This is a genomic window from Promicromonospora iranensis (assembly GCF_028994805.1).
In the GTDB taxonomy this organism is placed as follows: Bacteria; Actinomycetota; Actinomycetes; order Actinomycetales; family Cellulomonadaceae; genus Promicromonospora; species Promicromonospora iranensis.
This window is the reverse complement of the sequence record NZ_JAJQQP010000012.1, coordinates 1-17,523: the sequence shown is the minus strand read 5'-3', so window position 1 is coordinate 17,523 and position 17,523 is coordinate 1. Positions and strand designations below refer to the sequence as shown.

The 17,523-nt window shown below is 70.9% G+C and carries 19 protein-coding genes, 1 other RNA gene and 1 pseudogene; 16 read left to right on the top strand and 5 right to left on the bottom strand.

Annotated features, from left to right (window positions below; translation table 11 throughout):
• Nucleotides 1-95 precede the first annotated feature (95 nt).
• Nucleotides 96-1,022, bottom strand: coding sequence for a LysR family transcriptional regulator ArgP (locus LUM46_RS19815; protein WP_274996321.1), 927 nt, complete (start codon nt 1,020-1,022; stop codon nt 96-98).
• Between the two features lie 89 nt (nt 1,023-1,111).
• Here LUM46_RS19815 and LUM46_RS19810 point away from each other — a divergent pair, with 89 nt between their 5' ends.
• Nucleotides 1,112-1,729, top strand: a complete 618-nt coding sequence (locus LUM46_RS19810; RefSeq protein WP_274996320.1) for a LysE/ArgO family amino acid transporter — start codon at nt 1,112-1,114, stop codon at nt 1,727-1,729.
• 16 nt (nt 1,730-1,745) lie between these two features.
• On the opposite strand, the gene LUM46_RS19805 is transcribed toward LUM46_RS19810, so the two are convergent.
• A complete protein-coding gene (locus LUM46_RS19805; RefSeq protein ID WP_274996319.1) occupies nt 1,746-2,993 on the bottom strand; it encodes an aminotransferase class I/II-fold pyridoxal phosphate-dependent enzyme in 1,248 nt (415 codons plus the stop codon).
• A gap of 179 nt (nt 2,994-3,172) precedes the next feature.
• Between LUM46_RS19805 and LUM46_RS19800 the strand changes: the two genes are divergently transcribed.
• From LUM46_RS19800 to LUM46_RS19775, 6 genes are read left to right on the top strand one after another with little or no spacing between them, the layout of a single operon-like run.
• Nucleotides 3,173-4,528, top strand: a complete 1,356-nt coding sequence (locus LUM46_RS19800; protein ID WP_274996318.1) for a TadA family conjugal transfer-associated ATPase — start codon at nt 3,173-3,175, stop codon at nt 4,526-4,528.
• Nucleotides 4,528-5,385 (top strand): type II secretion system F family protein, encoded by an 858-nt coding sequence (locus LUM46_RS19795; RefSeq protein WP_274996317.1) that lies wholly within the window; start codon nt 4,528-4,530, stop codon nt 5,383-5,385. Before LUM46_RS19800 ends, LUM46_RS19795 begins: the two co-directional genes overlap by 1 nt.
• On the top strand, nt 5,382-6,299 hold the full coding sequence (locus tag LUM46_RS19790) for a type II secretion system F family protein (protein WP_274996315.1): 918 nt from the start codon (nt 5,382-5,384) through the stop codon (nt 6,297-6,299). The genes LUM46_RS19795 and LUM46_RS19790 overlap by 4 nt, the downstream gene beginning before the upstream one ends.
• Before the next feature lie 40 nt (nt 6,300-6,339).
• Nucleotides 6,340-6,540 (top strand): hypothetical protein, encoded by a 201-nt coding sequence (locus LUM46_RS19785; protein WP_274996314.1) that lies wholly within the window; start codon nt 6,340-6,342, stop codon nt 6,538-6,540.
• Nucleotides 6,537-6,920, top strand: coding sequence for a TadE/TadG family type IV pilus assembly protein (locus LUM46_RS19780; RefSeq protein WP_274996313.1), 384 nt, complete (start codon nt 6,537-6,539; stop codon nt 6,918-6,920). Before LUM46_RS19785 ends, LUM46_RS19780 begins: the two co-directional genes overlap by 4 nt.
• Nucleotides 6,917-7,357, top strand: a complete 441-nt coding sequence (locus LUM46_RS19775; RefSeq protein WP_274996311.1) for a pilus assembly protein — start codon at nt 6,917-6,919, stop codon at nt 7,355-7,357. The genes LUM46_RS19780 and LUM46_RS19775 overlap by 4 nt, the downstream gene beginning before the upstream one ends.
• A gap of 59 nt (nt 7,358-7,416) precedes the next feature.
• On the opposite strand, the gene LUM46_RS19770 is transcribed toward LUM46_RS19775, so the two are convergent.
• Entirely contained in the window at nt 7,417-8,745 is a 1,329-nt protein-coding gene (locus tag LUM46_RS19770) for a glycoside hydrolase family 10 protein (RefSeq protein ID WP_274996309.1), read from the bottom strand.
• A 220-nt stretch (nt 8,746-8,965) separates the two neighbouring features.
• Here LUM46_RS19770 and LUM46_RS19765 point away from each other — a divergent pair, with 220 nt between their 5' ends.
• From LUM46_RS19765 to ssrA, 8 genes are all read left to right on the top strand, one after another.
• The gene (locus LUM46_RS19765; protein WP_274996307.1) at nt 8,966-9,433 is read left to right on the top strand and encodes a hypothetical protein; all 468 of its coding nucleotides are present in this window, start codon (nt 8,966-8,968) and stop codon (nt 9,431-9,433) included.
• 19 nt (nt 9,434-9,452) lie between these two features.
• On the top strand, nt 9,453-9,875 hold the full coding sequence (locus LUM46_RS19760) for an ankyrin repeat domain-containing protein (RefSeq protein ID WP_310242972.1): 423 nt from the start codon (nt 9,453-9,455) through the stop codon (nt 9,873-9,875).
• A gap of 92 nt (nt 9,876-9,967) precedes the next feature.
• Entirely contained in the window at nt 9,968-11,077 is a 1,110-nt protein-coding gene (prfB, locus tag LUM46_RS19755; RefSeq protein ID WP_274996302.1) for a peptide chain release factor 2, read from the top strand.
• Nucleotides 11,078-11,223: 146 nt separating this feature from the next.
• Complete coding sequence (gene ftsE, locus LUM46_RS19750) at nt 11,224-12,000, top strand: cell division ATP-binding protein FtsE (protein ID WP_274996300.1); 777 nt, start codon at nt 11,224-11,226, stop codon at nt 11,998-12,000.
• A gap of 2 nt (nt 12,001-12,002) precedes the next feature.
• Nucleotides 12,003-12,914: a permease-like cell division protein FtsX gene (gene ftsX / locus LUM46_RS19745; RefSeq protein ID WP_274996297.1), complete on the top strand. Its 912-nt coding sequence runs from the start codon at nt 12,003-12,005 to the stop codon at nt 12,912-12,914.
• Nucleotides 12,914-14,326, top strand: coding sequence for a peptidoglycan DD-metalloendopeptidase family protein (locus tag LUM46_RS19740; protein ID WP_274996295.1), 1,413 nt, complete (start codon nt 12,914-12,916; stop codon nt 14,324-14,326). The genes ftsX and LUM46_RS19740 overlap by 1 nt, the downstream gene beginning before the upstream one ends.
• 90 nt (nt 14,327-14,416) lie before the next feature.
• Nucleotides 14,417-14,899, top strand: coding sequence for an SsrA-binding protein SmpB (gene smpB / locus LUM46_RS19735; RefSeq protein WP_274996293.1), 483 nt, complete (start codon nt 14,417-14,419; stop codon nt 14,897-14,899).
• Nucleotides 14,900-15,043: 144 nt separating this feature from the next.
• Nucleotides 15,044-15,412, top strand: a transfer-messenger RNA (tmRNA) gene (gene ssrA / locus LUM46_RS19730).
• A 93-nt stretch (nt 15,413-15,505) separates the two neighbouring features.
• Here the strand turns inward: ssrA and LUM46_RS19725 are convergent.
• Nucleotides 15,506-15,694 (bottom strand): hypothetical protein, encoded by a 189-nt coding sequence (locus tag LUM46_RS19725; protein ID WP_274996291.1) that lies wholly within the window; start codon nt 15,692-15,694, stop codon nt 15,506-15,508.
• A 257-nt stretch (nt 15,695-15,951) separates the two neighbouring features.
• Nucleotides 15,952-16,617, bottom strand: a complete 666-nt coding sequence (locus LUM46_RS19720) for a hypothetical protein (protein WP_274996289.1) — start codon at nt 16,615-16,617, stop codon at nt 15,952-15,954.
• A 365-nt stretch (nt 16,618-16,982) separates the two neighbouring features.
• Between LUM46_RS19720 and LUM46_RS19715 the strand changes: the two are divergent.
• Nucleotides 16,983-17,523 (top strand): annotated as a pseudogene (locus LUM46_RS19715) (hypothetical protein); the annotation flags it as partial.

Sequence of the window (17,523 nt, the reverse complement as noted above, 5' to 3'; positions counted from 1 at the left end):
GCTGAACGGTAAGAAGTCGGACATGGGATGTCCGGTTCATGATTTGGAAGTGCGGAAGGACTGAATCAGGGTTAATGATGGGGTACGTCCTTATTTCACGCCGGAAGCAGTTCCCGTGTTGCTTCTTTTCGCAGCGCTGCGGTGACCCTGTCCAGCACGGTGGAGCGCAGCTTCCACTGCTGCAGGTGAAGCGGGATGTCGAGGACGGCGTCGGGCTCGAGGAGGGTGATCCCGCCGCCGGTGCCGTCGTGCAGCCCGCCGATGGTCGGCCGGTCCAGCAGCATGCCCCAGCCGAGCCCGAGGCGGATGGTCTCCTCGTACTCGACGGTGCTCGGCACGTGGTGCCGCGGCGGTCTGGCGTCGGGCGCACGCTCACGCAGATACCTGTCCTGGAGGTCGTCGGTCCGGTCGAAGACGACGACGGGCGCAGCGTCGAGTGCTTCCCGCGTCGGTCCGTGGGGGAACCAGCGCCGTGCGAAGGCGCGCGTGCATGCCGGGCGGTAGCGCATGATGCCGAGCGGTGTGCTGCGGCAACCCTGCACCTGCGCGGTCTGCGAGGTGACGGCCGCCATCACGACGCCTTCGCGGAGCAGGTCGGCGGTGCGGCTGTCGTCGGCCCGGTGCAGGTCGAAGGTGACTCCGTCGACCTGGGCGAGGGCGGCCAGCACCCAGGTGGCCAGGGAGTCGGCGCTGACCGCGAGAGGCACCGTCACGAGGGTGTCCGGCCTGCCGCTGTCGGTCTCCTGCCCGCCGGGGCGCTCATCGTCGGCGCCCAGCTCCGCCGCGACCTCCGCGCCGAGCAGCTCCGTCTGCCGGGCGAGGCGCAGGAGCGCCTGGCCTGACGTCGTGGCGACCACCGGCCGGGCGCGCCGCACCAGCACGCTGCCCGCCGCGTTCTCCAGCGCCCGGATGCGCTGGCTGACGGCCGACGGCGTCACGTGCAGGGCCCGGGCCGCGGCGTCGAACGAGCCCTCGGCAACCACGGCGGCCAGGGCTTCGAGCTGGCGGGAATCCCATCGCATCCCACCAGTCTCGCTCATCTTCAGTTTTGCTAAGGCTGCCTCAGAAACATGAACTGGTCTTCAGGGCCCGGCCTGCCTAGCGTGAAGGCATGCTCGCCCTGCTCGCCGGACTCGGATTCGGCCTCTCGCTCATCGTCGCCATCGGAGCCCAGAACGCGTTCGTGCTGCGCCAGGGCCTGCGGCGCGAGCACGTGGGCGTCGTCGCGGCGATCTGCGCGACGTCCGACGCCGTGCTCTACGCGGCTGGCGGCGCCGGGTTCGGGCCGCTCGTGGAGCGGTGGCCCGACGCCGTGGTGGTGATGCGCTGGCTGGGCGCCGCCGTCGTGCTCGGGTACGGGGCCATGGCCGCCTGGCGGGCCGTGCGCGGCGACACGAGGCTCGCCGCCGCCGAGGATGGCGCGCTGGGCGACAGTCCCGGCCGGCGCCTCAAGCCGGTGGTCCTCACGACGCTCGCGCTGACCTGGCTGAACCCGCACGTGTACCTCGACACGGTGATGCTGCAGGGCTCGGTCGCCGTGACCTACGGCGACGCCCGCTGGCTGTTCACGGCCGGCGCGATGGTCTCCAGCGTCGCCTGGTTCGCCGCCCTGGGCTACGGCGCGCGCCTGCTCGCACCGGTACTGCGGCGCCCCGGTGCGTGGCGGGTGGTCGACGGCGTGATCGCGCTGATCATGCTGGCCGTGGCGGTCTCGCTGCTCGCGGGCTAGGCCCGGAGCGGACGGATCAGCTCAGCGGCACCCCCAGGCGGGCCAGGCGGGTCGCCCCCTCGCGCAGGACGGCCTCCTGCTTGACGAAGGTAAATCTCACGTGCGACGCCAGCGCCTGCGCCGTCGGGGAACCGGCGCGGCAGAACGCCGCCGCCGGGATCGCCACCACACCGGCCAGCTCGGGCAGCCGCCGGCACAGCTCGACGCCGTCGCGCAGCCCGACGCGCCCGAGCAGCCCCGACGCGTCGGCCATCACGAAGTACGTGCCCGCCGGGCGGTTCACCGTGAAGCCCGCCGCCTCCAGGCCGGCACACAGGAGGTCGCGTCGGCCGGCGAGGGATGCGGCGAGCGCGTGCGGGGTGTCGTCGTCGGCCAGGGCCTGCGCGATGGCGGGCTGGAACGGCGCTCCGGACGTGTACGTGAGGAACTGCTTGACGGTGCGCACCGCGGTGACCAGGTCGGCCGGGCCATGCAGCCAGCCCACCTTCCAGCCCGTGAACGAGAACGTCTTGCCCGACGACGAGATGGTCAGCGTCCGCTCGGCCATGCCGGGCAGCGTGGCCATCGGGATGTGCTCGGCGCCGAACGTGAGGTGCTCGTAGACCTCGTCGGTCACGACGATCGCGTCGCGCTCCCTGGCCACCGCGGCGACGGCGTCCAGCTCGTCGCGGGTGAGCACCGCACCGGTCGGGTTGTGCGGTGAGTTGAGCACGATCATCCGCAGCCGCGGGGTGGCGGCGGCCCGGAGAGCCTCGACGTCGAGCCGGAAGCCGTCCGGCCCGGGGACCAGGGGAGCGGTGACGTGCGTGGCACCGGACATGCCGATCGAGGCCGCGTGCGAGTCGTAGAACGGCTCCAGCGTGAGCACCTCGTCCCCAGGCCGGGTCAGCGCGAGGATGGAGGCGGCCAGCGCCTCCGTGGCGCCGGTGGTCACCAGCACCTCGGTGTCGGGATCCACGTCCAGCCCGTAGTGCCGCTCCTGGTGGTCCGCGATCGCGGTGCGCAGCTCCGGCACGCCGTCACCCGGTGCGTACTGGTTGCGACCCTCCTCGATCGCCCGGATCGCCGCCTGCTTGACGTACTCGGGACCGTCGACGTCGGGAAAACCCTGGCCGAGGTTGATCGCGCCGGTGCGGGCGGCCAGGGCGGACATCTCGGCGAAGATCGTCGCGGCGACGGTGCCGTCGTCGGCGAGGAGGCCCGCCGCGCTCGCGGCGTCCTGCCAGCGGTCCCGGCCGCGGCCGGGTGAAGAGAGGGAGCTCATGGGGACGACGATATCCATCGCCCGTCCACCCCGGGTTCATCTCTGGCATGCCGGACAACCCTCTTTACCTGCGCGTTTGTGGACAACCCTGTGGATGTGGTGGATAACTCCGGGCTTTGAGGAAAGTTATCCACAGGGCGCCGGGCGAAGGTGAACATTTGGCTCTAGCGTTGTCGGCCATGGGCGAAGAGGGGGCGCGCATCCTCGAGAACGAGGTGCGCGAGCTGGTGCGGCGCAAGGGGTTGGACCCGATTGGTGACCGGGCGGGGCTGTCGAGCCTCGTCACCGATGCGGTGGGTGACTACGCGGCCCGGGCGAGCGTCGGCGTGGTGCCGCCCCTCGCCGACCCCGAGGCCGCGGCCCGGACGGTGACCGACGCCGTCGGCGGGTTCGGCCCGCTGCAGCCCTACCTCGACGACCCGGAGATCGAGGAGGTCTGGCTCAACGCCCCCACCCACGTGTACGTCGCGCGGCGCGGGGTCCCGGAGCTGACCAGCACGGTGCTGACCACCGAGCAGGTCCGTGACCTGGTGGAGCGGATGCTCAAGACGTCCGGGCGGCGGCTCGACCTGTCGAGCCCGTTCGTGGACGCGCGGCTGCCGGGCGGGGAACGCCTTCATGTCGTGATCCCCGACATCACACGTGCGCACTTCGCCGTGAACATCCGCAAGCATGTCGTGCGGGCCCACTCGCTGGCCGACATGGTCCGCCTCGGGTCCCTGACCGGGCAGGCCGCGACGTTCCTCGACGCCGCGGTGCGGGCCGGGCTCAACGTGCTGGTGTCGGGCCAGACCCAGGCGGGCAAGACGACGATGCTGAACGCCCTGGCGGGGTCGATCCCCGGGTCCGAGCGGGTCATCTCGGCCGAGGAGGTCTGGGAGCTGCGCCTCCCGGTCCGTGACCACGTGGCGCTGCAGACGCGCCCGGCGAGCCTCGAAGGTACCGGGGAGGTGCCGCTGCGGCGCCTGGTCAAGGAGGCGCTGCGGATGCGCCCGGACCGGATAGTGATCGGCGAGGTGCGGGAGGCGGAGGCGTTCGACCTGCTCGTCGCGCTCAACAGCGGCATCCCCGGGATGTGCACGCTGCACGCCAACACGGCGCGCGAGGCCGTCGCGAAGATGACGACGCTTCCGCTGCTCGCGGGGGAGAACGTGTCGGACCGGTTCGTGGTGCCCACCGTCGCCTCGGCGGTGGACCTCGTGGTGCACCTCGGCCTGAGCCGTGCCGCGGACGGCGTGGTCCGGCGGCAGGTGCGCGAGATCGTCGCGGTCACCGGGCGCATCGAGGAGGGCCGCATCGAGACGGCGGGGCTCTTCGACCGGGACGCCGACGGCGACCTGCGGCGCGGTGACGGCATGCCGCCCGGCGAGGACCGGTTCGCGCGTGCCGGGTTCGACGTACGGGCGCTGCTCGCGGACCAGCGGGCGGCAGCGACCGGTCCTGGGGCCGGTATGGCCGCCGGGCCCTGGGCAGGTGCCGGCACCCGCACGGGCCTGGGCCACCGGGCGGGCGCGGGCCCCTGGGCGGCACGCTGATGGGCGTCGTGGTGGGGCTGCTCCTGGGCGCCGGGCTGTTCTGCGTCTGGTGGTCGTTCTGGGCCCCGGCCCCTCGCCCCGCGGGCCGGGTCACCTGGCACCTGCGGACCCGGGACCTCCTGACCCAGGCCGGCGCGCCGTCGGTCACGCCGGCGATGCTCGTCGGTGCCTGCGCGGCGCTCGGTCTCGTGACGCTGCTGCTCGGGCTCGCCCTGACCCGTTCGCCCGCCATCGCCGCGTGCTTCGCCGTCCTGACGGCGCCCGGCCCCGTCGTGCTGGTCCGGGCACGGGCGCGCCACCGCCGTCGTGCACTGCGGGAGGTGTGGCCAGAGGTGGTGGACCACCTCGCCTCCGGGGTGCGGGCGGGGCTGTCCCTGCCGGAGGCCGTCGCCCAGCTCGGGCACCGCGGCCCGGTGGAGCTGCGGGAGCAGTTCGGGCGCTTCGCCCACGACTACCGGGCGAGCGGCCGGTTCGGGGACGCGCTCGACGCGCTCAAGGAACGCCTCGCCGACCCGGTGGCCGACCGCATCGTCGAGGCCCTGCGCCTCACCCGCGAGGTCGGTGGGCAGGACCTGGGCCGGCTGCTGCGCACGCTCAGCGGGTTCCTCCGGGAGGACGCCGCCACTCGTGGCGAGCTGGAGGCACGCCAGAGCTGGACGGTGAACGGCGCCCGGGTCGCCGTCGCCGGGCCGTGGGTGGTGCTCGCCCTGCTCTCCACCCGGCCGGAGACGGCTCGCGCCTACGACTCGCCCGCCGGCGTCGCGGTGCTGGTCGTCGGCGGCCTCTGCGCGGTGGTCGCCTACCGGATGATGCTGCGGATCGGCCGGCTGCCCGCCGAGCGCAGGGTGCTGCGGTGACGGGCTGGGCGACGGGCGCGCTCGCCGGCCTCGGCGTCGCGCTGGGTCTCCTGATCGTGCTCGCCCGCCTGCGGTCGCGCGCCGTCACCCTCGACGAACGGCTCGCACCGTACCTCCGGCCGCGCGACGCCACCTCGACGCTCCTGCGGGAGGTCAGCCGCACCTCTGCGGTCGTCCGCCTGCTCGGCCTGCACGACGTCGGCGCGCGCCTCGAACGCTTCGGCTCACCCCGCGACGAGGTACGGCGACGGCTCGACCGGGCAGGTTCCGCCGAGTCGGTGGACCACTTCCGGGCACGGCAGGTCGTGTGGACGGTGACCGGGCTGGCGACCGGGCTCGGGCTCGCGCTGCTGCTCGCGGCGACCCGCGGCGCGGCGGCGGTGCCGCTGGTGGCGCTCGTCGTCGTGGCAGGCGCGTGCGGGTACGTGGCCTGCGACCAGGCCCTCACGGTGCGGGTCCGGCGGCGCGAGGAACGGCTGCTGGCCGAGCTGCCGACCATCGCCGAGCTGCTCGCGCTGGCCGTCGCCGCGGGGGAGAGCCCGCCCGCCGCCCTGGAACGAGTGGCCTCGACCGCCCGCGGCGAGCTGGCCGGGGAGATCCGGCGCATGGTCGCCGACGTCCGCGCCGGCGCGCCCGTGACCACCGCGCTCACGGCGCTCGCCGACCGGTCGGGCCTACCGCCCCTGTCACGGTTCGCCGAGGGCGTGGTCGTCGCACTGGAGCGTGGCACGCCCCTGGCGGACGTCCTGCGCCACCAGGCGCACGACGTCCGTGAGGCCGGCCGTCGCGCCCTCCTGGAGGCGGGCGGACGCAAGGAGATCCTGATGATGGTCCCCGTCGTGTTCCTCGTGCTCCCGGTGACCGTCGTCTTCGCCGTTTTCCCCAGCCTGGCCACCCTCCGGATCGGGCTCTGACATGACTCTGCGAACGGGTCGGCCGACGAAAGGAAGCGCCATGCGCGACGACTACGAGCTGGACAACGAGCTGGGCAACGAGCACCACGACGAGCAGGACGGCGAACGCGGCGACGTGCCGGGCTGGGTGCTCGTCACGTTGATGACGGCGGGGCTGGTGGTCGCTCTCTGGGCCGTCGCCGGCCCGCTGCTGGAGAACGCGTTCCGGCAGGCGATCAGCAGCGTCACGGGCCAGGGGTGAGCCCGGGCCGGTCGGAGCACGGCTCCGCCGCGGTCGAGTTCCTCCTGGTGTCCGTGCTGGTCCTCGCGCTGCTGCTCGGCGTCGTCCAGGTGGCGCTCGCGGTCCACGTGCGGTCCCTGGCCACCGACGCGGCGGCCGAGGGCGCCCGCGTGGCGGCCCGCGCCGACCGCGGGCCGGCGGACGGCGTGGCGCGCACGCGTGCGCTCCTGGCCGGTGCCCTGACGGGGGACTACGCCCGGGACGTCACCGCAGGCCGCGCCACCGTCGACGGAGCGGCGGTGACCGAGGTGACCGTGCGCACGCCGCTTCCCGTCGTCGGGCTCCTCGGGCCGGGCGGGGTGCTGACGGTGCGGGGCCGCGCCCTGGAGGAGGTGCCATGAGACCGGGGGAGCGGGAGCGCGGTTCCGCCATGGTCGAGTTTCTTGGTGTCTCGCTGATCCTGCTGATCCCCCTGGTCTACCTCGTGGTGACGCTCGGCCGGGTCCAGGCGGGCGCCTTCGCGGCCGAGGGCGCGGCCCGGGACGCCGTCCGCGCGATGGTGACCGCCGAGTCGTCGGCGGCGGGCGCGGCGCGGGCCGACGCAGCTGTCGGGATCGCCCTGACTGATCAAGGCTTCGCCCGCGACAACGGCGCGCTCAGCCTGGAGTGCTCCACGTCCCCGTGCCTGACGCCGGGCGGTGCGGTGGGGGCCGTCGTGCGGGTCGAGGTGCCCCTGCCCCTGCTGCCCGACGTGGTGCGCGGCTGGGTGCCGCTGTCCGTCCCGGTAGAGGCGTCCCGCACGGGAACGGTAGACCGCTACGCCCAACCCCGCCCGTAGCAAGCCTGACCCGCTGACCTGCCCCCAGAGGCAGGCCAGCGGGTCAGCGGGTCAGCGGGTCAGGGGACCGTGCAGGTCGCCGTCGGGTTGTTGTTGTTGCCGTTCTTGTAGAGCGTGATGCCGAAGTTGTTCCCGGCCCCGTTCGGCGTTGCCGTCAGGGTGCCGCTCGTGCCGGAGACCGTCGCGTTCCACGAGTTCTGCAGGGTCTGGCCGCCCTGCGTCTGGATGGAGACCCGCCACGTCGAGCTGCCGGACACGGCGAGCGAGACGTTGAACCGGTCGGACCACTCGTTCGCCCTGCTGACGGTCACCGTGCAGCCGTCGCCGGGCTCCGGGTCCGGGTCGGGGTTGGTGCCGCCCCCGTTGAGAGCGTTGAGCGTGGAGGTGTAGGCAGCCTTCTTGTTGCCGTTGCCGTCGAAGAGGAGCGGGGTGCCGCTGGCGCGCCACGAGTCGGTGTCCCGGACTCCCCAGACGCTGATCCCGGTGCAGCGCGAGACGGCGAGGCAGGCCTCGACGACGCGGCGGTAGTTGTCCGCCTGCGCGGAGCCGGAACCCTCGATGTCGAGCTCGGTGATCTGGACGTCGACGCCCAGCGCCGCGAAGCTGGAGAGCGTCGTCTGGTAGTTGCTCGGCACGGGGCTCTGCGCGTTGAAGTGCGACTGGAGGCCGACGCAGTCGATCGGCACGCCCCGGGCCTTGAAGTCGCGGACCAGGTTGTACACGGCCTGGGTCTTGGCGTGCGTCCAGTCGTCCGTGTTGTAGTCGTTGTAGCAGAGCTTGGCGCTCGGGTCGGCGGCTCGGGCGGCCCGGAACGCCGCCTCGATCCAGTCGTTCCCGGTGCGCTGCAGGTTCGAGTCGCGCCGGGCGCCGGAGGAGCCGTCCTGGAACGCCTCGTTCACCACGTCCCAGGAGTGGATCTGGCCGCGGTAGTGGGTGGCGACCTGGGTCACGTGGTTGAGCATGGCGTTGCGCAGGGCGGTGCCGCTCATGTTCTGCATCCAGCCCGGCTGCTGCGAGTGCCAGGCCAGCGTGTGCCCGCGCACCTCCTTGCCGTTGCTGCGGGCCCAGCTCACGACGCGGTCGCCGTTGGTCCAGTTGAACTGGTTCTGGTTGGGCTCCAGGGCGTCGATCTTCATCTCGTTCTCGGCGGTGATCATGTTGAACTCGCGGTTCGCGATGGTCGTGTACGTCGAGTCGGAGAGCTTGTTCACCGCGATGGCGGTGCCGAAGTACCGGCCCTTCTCCGTGGCCGCGGCCTGCAGGGTGCTGCCGGCTGCCTGGGCGGTGGTGGCTGCCATGCCGCCGGCGAGCACCACCGCGGTCAGGGTGGCGAGCGAGATGGCTCGCAGACTGCGCCGATGGCGCGGTGAGGTGAGCGTTCGGGTCATCGTTGATCCCTTCGTGCTGGACAGGGCCGTCGTTGGCCCGTCGGACATGGAAAAGGATTTCGATGCACGGTGCCTGCTGTCAAGGGGTTTTGCTAAACGTTTTCAATCGGCCTGACCAGCCTAAACGTTTAGGTTCATCACACCATTCGATGCAGAGGGCGGGACAGTGTGATCACGGTTCCCCCGGGCGGCCGCTCCCGACCCGCGACACAATGCGGGAATGGGCCCCGCGGACCGCGCCGAGACGCTTCGACGCAGCGACGAGAGCGGCCGCATCATGCTGCTGACCACGGCGTTCGTCGCATTCACGCTGATGCTTGTCGCGGTGGTCGCCTCCGCGAGCGCGGTCCACCTGGACCGCAAGGCGCTCTACGACGTCGCGGACCTCGCCGCGGCCGACGCCGCGAGCGCGATGTCTCCCGACGCCTTCTACGCGGGTTCCGGCGCGCCGGCCGACGGCGCCCCGCTCACCCTGTCGGACGCCGACGTGCGCGCCGCCGTCGAGCGATACCTTGGCGAGCACCCGCCGGGGATCCCGGTGGCGGTGGCCGGCGCCTCGTCGCCGGACGGGCGCTCGGCCCGGGTCACGCTCACGGCGGTGTCCCGGCCGCCGTTGCTGCGCTGGTTCACCGACGCGTTCGGCGGAGGGATCACGATGTCGGCGTCGTCCACGGCGCGCGCGTGTTGAGCCGGGTTAGGTTGTGGCCATGAGCGACCTCGACGGCAACCAGCGGGCCGACCAGCAGGGCACGAGCGATACGGAGGCCGGCACCCGCCTCGAGCCCCAGCAGATCTTCGACCTCGCCCGGCAGGGCGCTGACGTGCTGCTGGATCTGGTGGACGCGGGCCTGCCGGTGGACCTGGCCGACGAGGCGGACAACACGCTGCTGATGCTCGCCGCGTACCACGGGCACGCGGCGGTGACGGCGGGTCTCGCCGAGCGGGGCGCGGACGTGAACCGCCTGAACGGCAAGGGCCAGGCGCCGCTCGCGGGGGCTGTCTTCAAGAACGAGGCCGACGTGATCCGGGTGCTCGTCGAGCACGGTGCCGACCCCGAGGCCGGGAACCCGAGCGCCCGCGCGACGGCGCAGATGTTCGGCCGGGAGCTGCCGGAGCCCGGGGCTCGCTGACGCTGCTGCGGGGCGGCCCATCGGCGGGTCCGAGCACGGTCGCCGAATTTACCGGCGTCGGGCACGGCGATGCGCGGGTAACCTTGAATACCGTGGCAACCAACGACTTCCCCGCAGAGATCAAGGCGCTCCGCGCCACCCTCGATTCCATCGAGGCCGTGAGCGACCCCACCGCCCTGCAGGCGAAGATCGCCGAGCTGTCCGAGCAGGCGTCGGCGCCGAACCTGTGGGACGACCCGGACGAGGGCCAGCGGGTGTCCTCCGCGCTGTCGGCGGCCCAGGCCGAGCTGGACCGGGTCGAGAAGCTCCGTGCCCGCATCGACGACGTCGAGACGCTCGTCGAGCTCGGTCACGAGATGGACGACGCCGACTCGCTCACCGAGGCCGAGGAGGAGGTCGCGAAGATCCGCAAGGATCTCGCGGCCCTCGAGGTGCGCACGCTGCTGAACGGTGAGTACGACTCCCGTGAGGCCGTCGTGACGATCCGTGCCGGTGCGGGTGGCGTCGACGCCGCGGACTTCGCCGAGATGCTGATGCGCATGTACCTGCGCTGGGCCGAGCGGCACGGCTACCCCACCAAGGTGGGGGACACCTCGTACGCCGAGGAGGCGGGCCTGAAGTCCGCGACCTTCGAGGTCAACGTGCCGTACGCCTTCGGGAACCTGTCCGTCGAGGCCGGCACCCACCGCCTGGTGCGTATCTCGCCGTTCGACAACCAGGGCCGCCGGCAGACGTCGTTCGCCGCGGTCGAGGTGATCCCGCTCATCGCGCAGACGGACCACATCGACATCCCGGACTCGGAGCTCAAGATCGATGTGTACCGCTCCTCGGGCCCGGGTGGTCAGTCCGTCAACACCACGGACTCCGCGGTCCGCATGACGCACATCCCGACCGGCGTCGTGGTCGCCATGCAGAACGAGAAGTCGCAGATCCAGAACCGCGCGGCGGCGTACCGCGTGCTGCAGTCGCGCCTGCTCCTGCTGCGCAAGGCGGAGGAGGCGGCGAAGAAGAAGGAGATGGCCGGCGACATCAAGGCCAGCTGGGGCGACCAGATGCGCTCCTACGTGCTCCAGCCGTACCAGATGGTCAAGGACCTGCGTACGGAGCACGAGTCGGGCAATCCGCAGGCAGTGTTCGACGGTGCCATCGACGATTTCATCGAGGCCGGCATCCGCTGGCGCCGGGGCGGTTCGCAGAACTGACGGTCGCGCAGGCCGCGCATTCCTGGGTGATTTGCCGTTTCTCGACGTTTTTGGCCGGTAAGGTGTGCCATCTTTGCGGGATCGGGTGAGTTTTGTCGGCGTGTCCGCCCGACACGCCACTACTTCACCCCCCTAGTCTCGGGCTCGTGATCAGGTTCGAGAACGTGTCGAAGGTCTATGCGCGCGGTGCACGACCTGCCCTCGACCAGGTCTCCGTGGACGTCGAGCGTGGCGAGTTCGTGTTCCTCGTGGGGGCCTCGGGCTCGGGCAAGTCGACGTTCCTGTCGTTGGTCCTGCGCGAGCAGCGGCCCACGCGCGGCCATGTCTACGTGGCAGGGCGGGATGTCGCCAACCTCTCGGCATGGCGCGTGCCCACGCTGCGGCGTCAGCTCGGCGTGGTCTTCCAGGACTTCCGCCTGCTGCAGAACAAGACGGTCCACGAGAACGTGGCCTTCGCGCTGCAGGTGATCGGCAAGCCCCGCCATGCCATCCGGGACACCGTGCCCGAGGTGCTGGACATGGTGGGCCTGGCGGGCAAGGGCAAGCGCATGCCCACCGAGCTGTCGGGCGGTGAGCAGCAGCGCGCGGCGATCGCCCGCGCCATCGTGAACCGGCCCCAGATCCTCCTGGCCGACGAGCCGACGGGCAACCTCGACCCCACGACCTCGCTGGGCATCATGCGCCTGCTGGACCGCATCAACCGGACGGGCACCACGGTGGTCATGGCCACGCACGACGACGAGATCGTCAACGAGATGCGCCGCCGCGTGGTCGAGCTGTCCGACGGCGTCGTCGTCCGCGACGAGGCCCGCGGCGGCTACGGCGAGCGCGAGGCGATCCTGCCCGACGTCGGTGCGTCGCCGGTGCTCGACTCCCCGGGCAGCGGTACCCGTGCGCCGGTCCAGACGGTGCGGGGGGTCTGACCGTGCGCTTCCAGTTCGTGCTGGGTGAGGTCTTCTCGGGCCTGCGTCGGAACACCACCATGGTCGTGGCGGTGGTGCTCGTGACGTTCGTGTCGCTGACGTTCGTCGGCGCGGCCGCCCTGCTCCAGGCTCAGATCAGCAAGCTCAAGGACGACTGGTACGACCTCGTCGAGGTCTCCGTGTTCCTCTGCCCGGAAGGCTCCGTGGCGCCGACGTGCGCCGGCGGCGAGGCCACCGACGCGCAGGTGGACGCGGTGCGGCAGATCATCGACACCGAGCTGACCGACGAGGTCAGCAAGGTCTACTTCGAGTCCAAGGAGCAGGCGTTCGAGGCGTTCAGCGAGCGCTACCCGGACGGCTACCAGGGCACGCAGCTGACCGCCGACGACATGCAGGCCTCCCTGCGCCTCAAGCTGTCGGACGCCGAGCAGTTCGCCGTCGTCAGCGACGTGCTCTCGGGGCGTGATGGCGTGGAGATCGTGGAGGACCAGCGGGCGGTCTTCGAACCGTTGTTCCGTACGCTCAACGTCGCCACCCTGCTCGCGGCCGGGCTGGCCGGCGTCATGCTCCTGGCCGCGGTGCTGCTGATCACCACCACCATCCGGCTGAGCGCCGTCTCGCGGCGCAAGGAGACCGAGATCATGCGCCTGGTGGGGGCGTCCAACCTGTTCATCCAGCTCCCGTTCCTGCTGGAAGGGGCACTGGCGGCCGTGCTGGGTTCGCTGCTGGCCGGAGGTGGGCTCTGGCTCGCCGTGCGCTTCATGGTCAGCGACTGGCTCGAACGCTCGGTCGACTGGGTGGCCTACGTGTCGGAGGTCGACGTGCTCCGCGTCGCGCCGCTGCTCGTGATCATGGCCGTCGCGCTGGCGGCTCTCTCGTCCTTCTTCACCCTGAACCGGTACACGAGGATCTGATGTCAACTCCCCGAAGCTCCCAGTCCAGGGTCCGTCACCGCGGACCGGTCGCCGCGGTGCTCGCGGCAGTTCTCCTGCTCGGCGGTTCCACCGTCGTGCACGCGGACGACCTCGACGACCGCCGTGCCGCCGCCGAGCGGGAGCAGCAGGCGAAGGAGGCGGAGCGCGAGAGCCTCGAGTCGGAGCTGGAGCACACCGACACGCAGCTGGCCGACGCGGTGCTCGAGCTGAACCAGGTGGAGGGCCGCCTGCCGGTCGCCGAGGCGGAGCTCGCCGAGGCAGAGGCCGAGCTGGAGCGGGCGGAGCGGGAGGCGGCGATCCTTGCCCAGCGTCTGGCCGACGCCCAGCTGGAGGAGGCCAAGGTCAGCCAGCAGCTCCAGGACGGCTCCGGCAAGGTCGACGGGGCGCGGGACGACATCGCCCAGATGGCCCGCGAGGAGTTCCGCGGTGCGGGCAACGCCTCCGCGATCGGCCTCGTGACCGGTGCGCAGAGCACCAAGGAGTTCATCGACGGGTACTCGGTGTCGTCGTCGGCCGCCCGGATCCGAGCGCGCACGCTCGCCGAGCTGCAGGACGCCGAGGCGACCGCCCGCAACCTGCAGGCGCGGCTGTCCGCCATCCGTGAGGCCGTCACGGAGCTCAAGCGCCTGGCGGACGAGAACGTCCGGTCGAAGGAGCAGGCCAAGCAGGCAGCCGTGGAGCGCAAGGCGGAGATCGAGCGCCTGATCGAGGAGCAGGAACGGCTCAAGGCGCGCATCGAGCGCCGCAAGCATGTCGCGGTGGAGAACATGCAGGCCACCGAGCAGGAGCTCAGCTCGATCGAGTCAGACCTCAAGTCGATCATCCGCGAGCAGCGAGAGCGTGACGAGCGCCTCGCCCAGGAGCGGGCCGAGCGGGAGGCTGAGGAGGGGGCCTCGCGTGGCGGGTCCTCGGGCGGTGGCTCGTCAGGCGGTGGCTCGTCGGGTGGAGGGTCGTCCGGTGGCGGCGCCAGCGGTGGCGGTACCGGGACGGTCTCGTTCCTCGGCTACCCGACGGCGAGCCCCTTGGTCACCTCCTCGTACGGCATGCGGTTCCACCCGGTGCTGCAGTACTCCCGGCTGCACGCGGGCACGGACTTCCGGGCGTACTGCGGCACGCCGATCCTGGCGCCCGCGGACGGGACGGTGCTCTACGCGCGCTTCCTGGCGGGTTTGGGCAACCAGGTGCTCATCAACCACGGCTACTCGGCGGGCGGGAGCAGCGTGATGACGAGCTCAAACCACCTCACCTCGTTCGCCGTGTCGCCGGGCCAGAGCGTCTCGCGTGGCCAGGTGATCGGCTACTCGGGCACCACCGGCACGTCGACGGCCTGCCACCTGCACTTCGAGGTCTATGTCGACGGTTCGACGGTCGACCCCATGACCTGGCTGTAAAAGCCTGGTCCACCCAGGTCCGGCGCGTAAACTGGGACGTCGCGCTGCCTGCACCGGGCGCGCCGCACCAGGAGACCCCGGAGGGAGAACATGGCCAAGAAGAACGTGGACGATCCGCGCAAGATCGTGGCGAACAACAAGAAGGCCCGTCATGACTACGTGATCGAGGACGTCTTCGAGGCCGGGCTCGTGCTGTCGGGCACCGAGGTCAAGGCGCTGCGGATGGGGCGTGCGTCCCTCACGGACGGCTACGCCAACATCGACCGTGGTGAGGCGTGGCTCGAGAACGTGCACATCCCGGCGTACTTCCAGGGCACGTGGAACAACCACGCGCCGCGGCGTCGGCGCAAGCTGCTGCTGCACCGCGAGGAGATCCTCCGACTGGAGTCGAAGTCACGGGAGAAGGGGCACACCCTGATCCCGCTGTCGCTGTACTTCCTGGACGGTCGGGCCAAGGTCGAGATCGCCCTGGCCCGCGGTAAGAAGGAGTACGACAAGCGCCAGACCCTGCGTGAGCAGCAGGACATGCGCGAGGCGCAGCGGGCGATGCGGCAGAAGGAGCTGCTCCGCTGACCGGTCCGGGCGGCCGCGGCCTGGCCGGTCTCGTGCAGCTCGGCCAGCTGTAACGGAAATAACGTTCCCGTCTGCGGTGTTGTCGCGTAGGCTGGAGATGTTCCGCACGGGCGCAGCCCGGGTGGGACGGTTGACAACAACATAGGGGCTGATCGGTTTCGACGGTGGTCGTGCTTCGAGGAGAAGCGGGCCGAGGATGCAGACTTATCTCGTAAACGATGTCTGCAAACACATAGTTGCCGATAACTCGCGCAACGAGTTCGCCCTCGCCGCCTGAGCGAGCCCGAACTCCGTCGGCCTGGGAAATGCTTCCGTCCCAGTAGCCGGCGTCATCTAGGAAGCCACTGCTCGTAGCTCTCGTCATCGGGGCTGCGGGAACACTCAGATGACTGGGCCTGTCCGCGAACGTGTCTGCGCGAGTGCGGGGGCCGAGAAAATCCATAGCAGACTGCGCCCGGAGAAGTACTCGAAAAGCGTCACCGGACCCGGGTTCGATTCCCGGCAGCTCCACCCCTATGACAGCGGGCCCGCCTCTTCGGAGGCGGGCCCGCTGTGGTCGTTCTGCTCCTGCGTCTTCACCGGAGCCCTATCGCAGCGCTGTGCGGGTCACTTCTTCGACAGGTCCGAGAGCGGTATGGCGACCTCTCGCGACCGCAAGATGCCGGCGACCACCACCACGGCCTCCCTGCCCGCCCACCCTGGTCGGACGGTCTTCACGATGCCCTCTGTGCCGCGCTCGGTGCTCGACGGCCCGGTGACCCTCACCAAGACGCCCGTGGCGATCCCGTCGCCCATAGCCTTCTACTCTCTGTCGTCAGTTTCGGGCCGGGCTGATCAGCTTCACGTTTCGTCGGGTGATCGCTCAACTCGTTGGGGGAGAGAGCCTGCCAGCGAGGTTTGTAGCGCGTCAAGATAAATGTCGTAGGTAAAAGTCGGCATTTGTCGAACATTGATGTCATGCATTTTCTTGCCCGCCGGACGTCATTGACGCAATTCTGTACCCTCTCGCAATGTGTCGCTATTGTCGAGATTGTCCGCACTGCGAGAGGTGATCACCCGACGTCCTGCAGTGCCGACTGCACGGCGACCGTGTCGCCGCCGTACCTGTCGTCGGCGTAGCGCTGGATGCTGCCGTCGTCGTAGACGACAGTCACCCAGACGTACCCGTTCTCGGTCCAGCCGGTGAGACCGTCCAGGTCGTCGAACACCTCGTCCTGCAGCTCCTGCGCCTCGGGCTCCGGCATGTCTCGGCCGACCGCTCCGGCGTTGTCCGGATCGAGCCGGGCATCGGGAGGGGTTGTGGGCGGTTCCGTCGGACCCGTGACGTCGGTGAGGTGGAAGGTCTCGCCGTCCCAGGTGCCCTCCACCGTGTACACGCCCCAGGTCGTGTCCTGCGCCGAGTCGGCCTCGACGGCGCCCCAGTCCCACCCGGCGATCTCCGGGCCGCTGCACTGGGGCGGGAAGGATTCGGCCACCCCGCCCAGGCAGAGCTCGGGCGGGCCGTCGCCCTCTTGGAGGACCGTCGTGACGGCAGTCACGAGGCCGGACGCCGACGGCGTGGGCGGTGCGGTCGCCGTCAGGCCGTCGCTCGGGCCGTCGTGGGGATCGTCGCTGCCCGACGCCGAGCCGGCCGGGCCGGCGCATGCGGAGGGGCCGAGCAGCAGGGCGCTCGCCAGTCCGGCGCCGAGCAGCCTGTTTGGTGCTCGTAGCGGGTTCATGCCTGGCATGTGTTGTCACTGCGGCGGCGCTTGCATGCCTGTCGTGCCTGTCGTGCCTGTCGTGTGGCGAACACGAGGGGTGCCGGGCGAAGTGCGCCTGGCGGTGCGAGGTGGCCAGAGGCGGGGTGGCCGTGGGCGGGTCCTGTTGCTGGTTCTGCTATGGGCGGAGAGGGCTCGTTCGGCGCGCGATGCGAACAGGTGTGCGGTAAGTTGGTGACATGACATCAGCCGGAGGTGCACCTGGAGCGGGCGAGCAGCTCGTTGGGTCGGTGCTGCCCCCGGGCGGGGAAGGATCCGTCTCCGAGGTCGTTCCTGCGGTGGCGCGTGCGGCTGATGTGCGTGCGGTTCGGGAGTACCTGGCGACCATGATCCTGCCAGGCGGTACTGACACCGCCGATACTGACGCCGCGTGGCCTGTCTCGAAGCAGGCGCAGGCCGAGTGGGTGGATCTGCTCGGTGAGCTCGAGGCGGTGAAGAACACGGTGGCTGCGGTGCAGGGCCGGTTGGCGGTGGCGTTGGACGAGGCGACGAAGGCCGAGGAGGCTGTGCAGGGCATCCGGGCTGGGCGGCGGGGTCGTGGTGTGCCGAACCAGGTCGGTGCGGCGCTGCAGGTGAGCCCGCATGCGGGCGGCTCGTTTGTGGGGGTGGCGCGGGTGTGGGTCATGCAGATGCCGCAGACCTTCGATGCCCTGCGCACGGGTGTGCTGTCGCAGTGGCGCGCCACGTTGATGGTGCGGGAGACGTCGCACCTGAGTGTGGAGGACCGGGCGCGGATCGATGAGGAGCTCTGCGGTCCGGCGAACCGGGAGGTTCTGGCTTCGATGGGCACGCGGCGGTTGGTCGCGCGGATCAAGGAGCTCGCGGGTGAGTTGGATGTGCATGCGTGTGTGAAGCGGAACGCGAAGG

Excerpts from the sequence above, each read along its gene's own strand:
- LUM46_RS19815 (WP_274996321.1), bottom strand. The coding sequence starts at position 1,022 with ATGCGATGGGATTCCCGCCAGCTCGAAGCCCTGGCCGCCGTGGTTGCC.
- LUM46_RS19810 (WP_274996320.1), top strand. The coding sequence starts at position 1,112 with ATGCTCGCCCTGCTCGCCGGACTCGGATTCGGCCTCTCGCTCATCGTC.
- LUM46_RS19805 (WP_274996319.1), bottom strand. The coding sequence starts at position 2,993 with ATGAGCTCCCTCTCTTCACCCGGCCGCGGCCGGGACCGCTGGCAGGAC.
- LUM46_RS19800 (WP_274996318.1), top strand. The coding sequence starts at position 3,173 with ATGGGCGAAGAGGGGGCGCGCATCCTCGAGAACGAGGTGCGCGAGCTG.
- LUM46_RS19795 (WP_274996317.1), top strand. The coding sequence starts at position 4,528 with ATGGGCGTCGTGGTGGGGCTGCTCCTGGGCGCCGGGCTGTTCTGCGTC.
- LUM46_RS19785 (WP_274996314.1), top strand. The coding sequence starts at position 6,340 with ATGCGCGACGACTACGAGCTGGACAACGAGCTGGGCAACGAGCACCAC.
- LUM46_RS19775 (WP_274996311.1), top strand. The coding sequence starts at position 6,917 with ATGAGACCGGGGGAGCGGGAGCGCGGTTCCGCCATGGTCGAGTTTCTT.
- LUM46_RS19770 (WP_274996309.1), bottom strand. The coding sequence starts at position 8,745 with ATGACCCGAACGCTCACCTCACCGCGCCATCGGCGCAGTCTGCGAGCC.
- LUM46_RS19765 (WP_274996307.1), top strand. The coding sequence starts at position 8,966 with ATGGGCCCCGCGGACCGCGCCGAGACGCTTCGACGCAGCGACGAGAGC.
- LUM46_RS19760 (WP_310242972.1), top strand. The coding sequence starts at position 9,453 with ATGAGCGACCTCGACGGCAACCAGCGGGCCGACCAGCAGGGCACGAGC.
- LUM46_RS19740 (WP_274996295.1), top strand. The coding sequence starts at position 12,914 with ATGTCAACTCCCCGAAGCTCCCAGTCCAGGGTCCGTCACCGCGGACCG.
- smpB (WP_274996293.1), top strand. The coding sequence starts at position 14,417 with ATGGCCAAGAAGAACGTGGACGATCCGCGCAAGATCGTGGCGAACAAC.
- LUM46_RS19725 (WP_274996291.1), bottom strand. The coding sequence starts at position 15,694 with ATGGGCGACGGGATCGCCACGGGCGTCTTGGTGAGGGTCACCGGGCCG.
- LUM46_RS19720 (WP_274996289.1), bottom strand. The coding sequence starts at position 16,617 with ATGAACCCGCTACGAGCACCAAACAGGCTGCTCGGCGCCGGACTGGCG.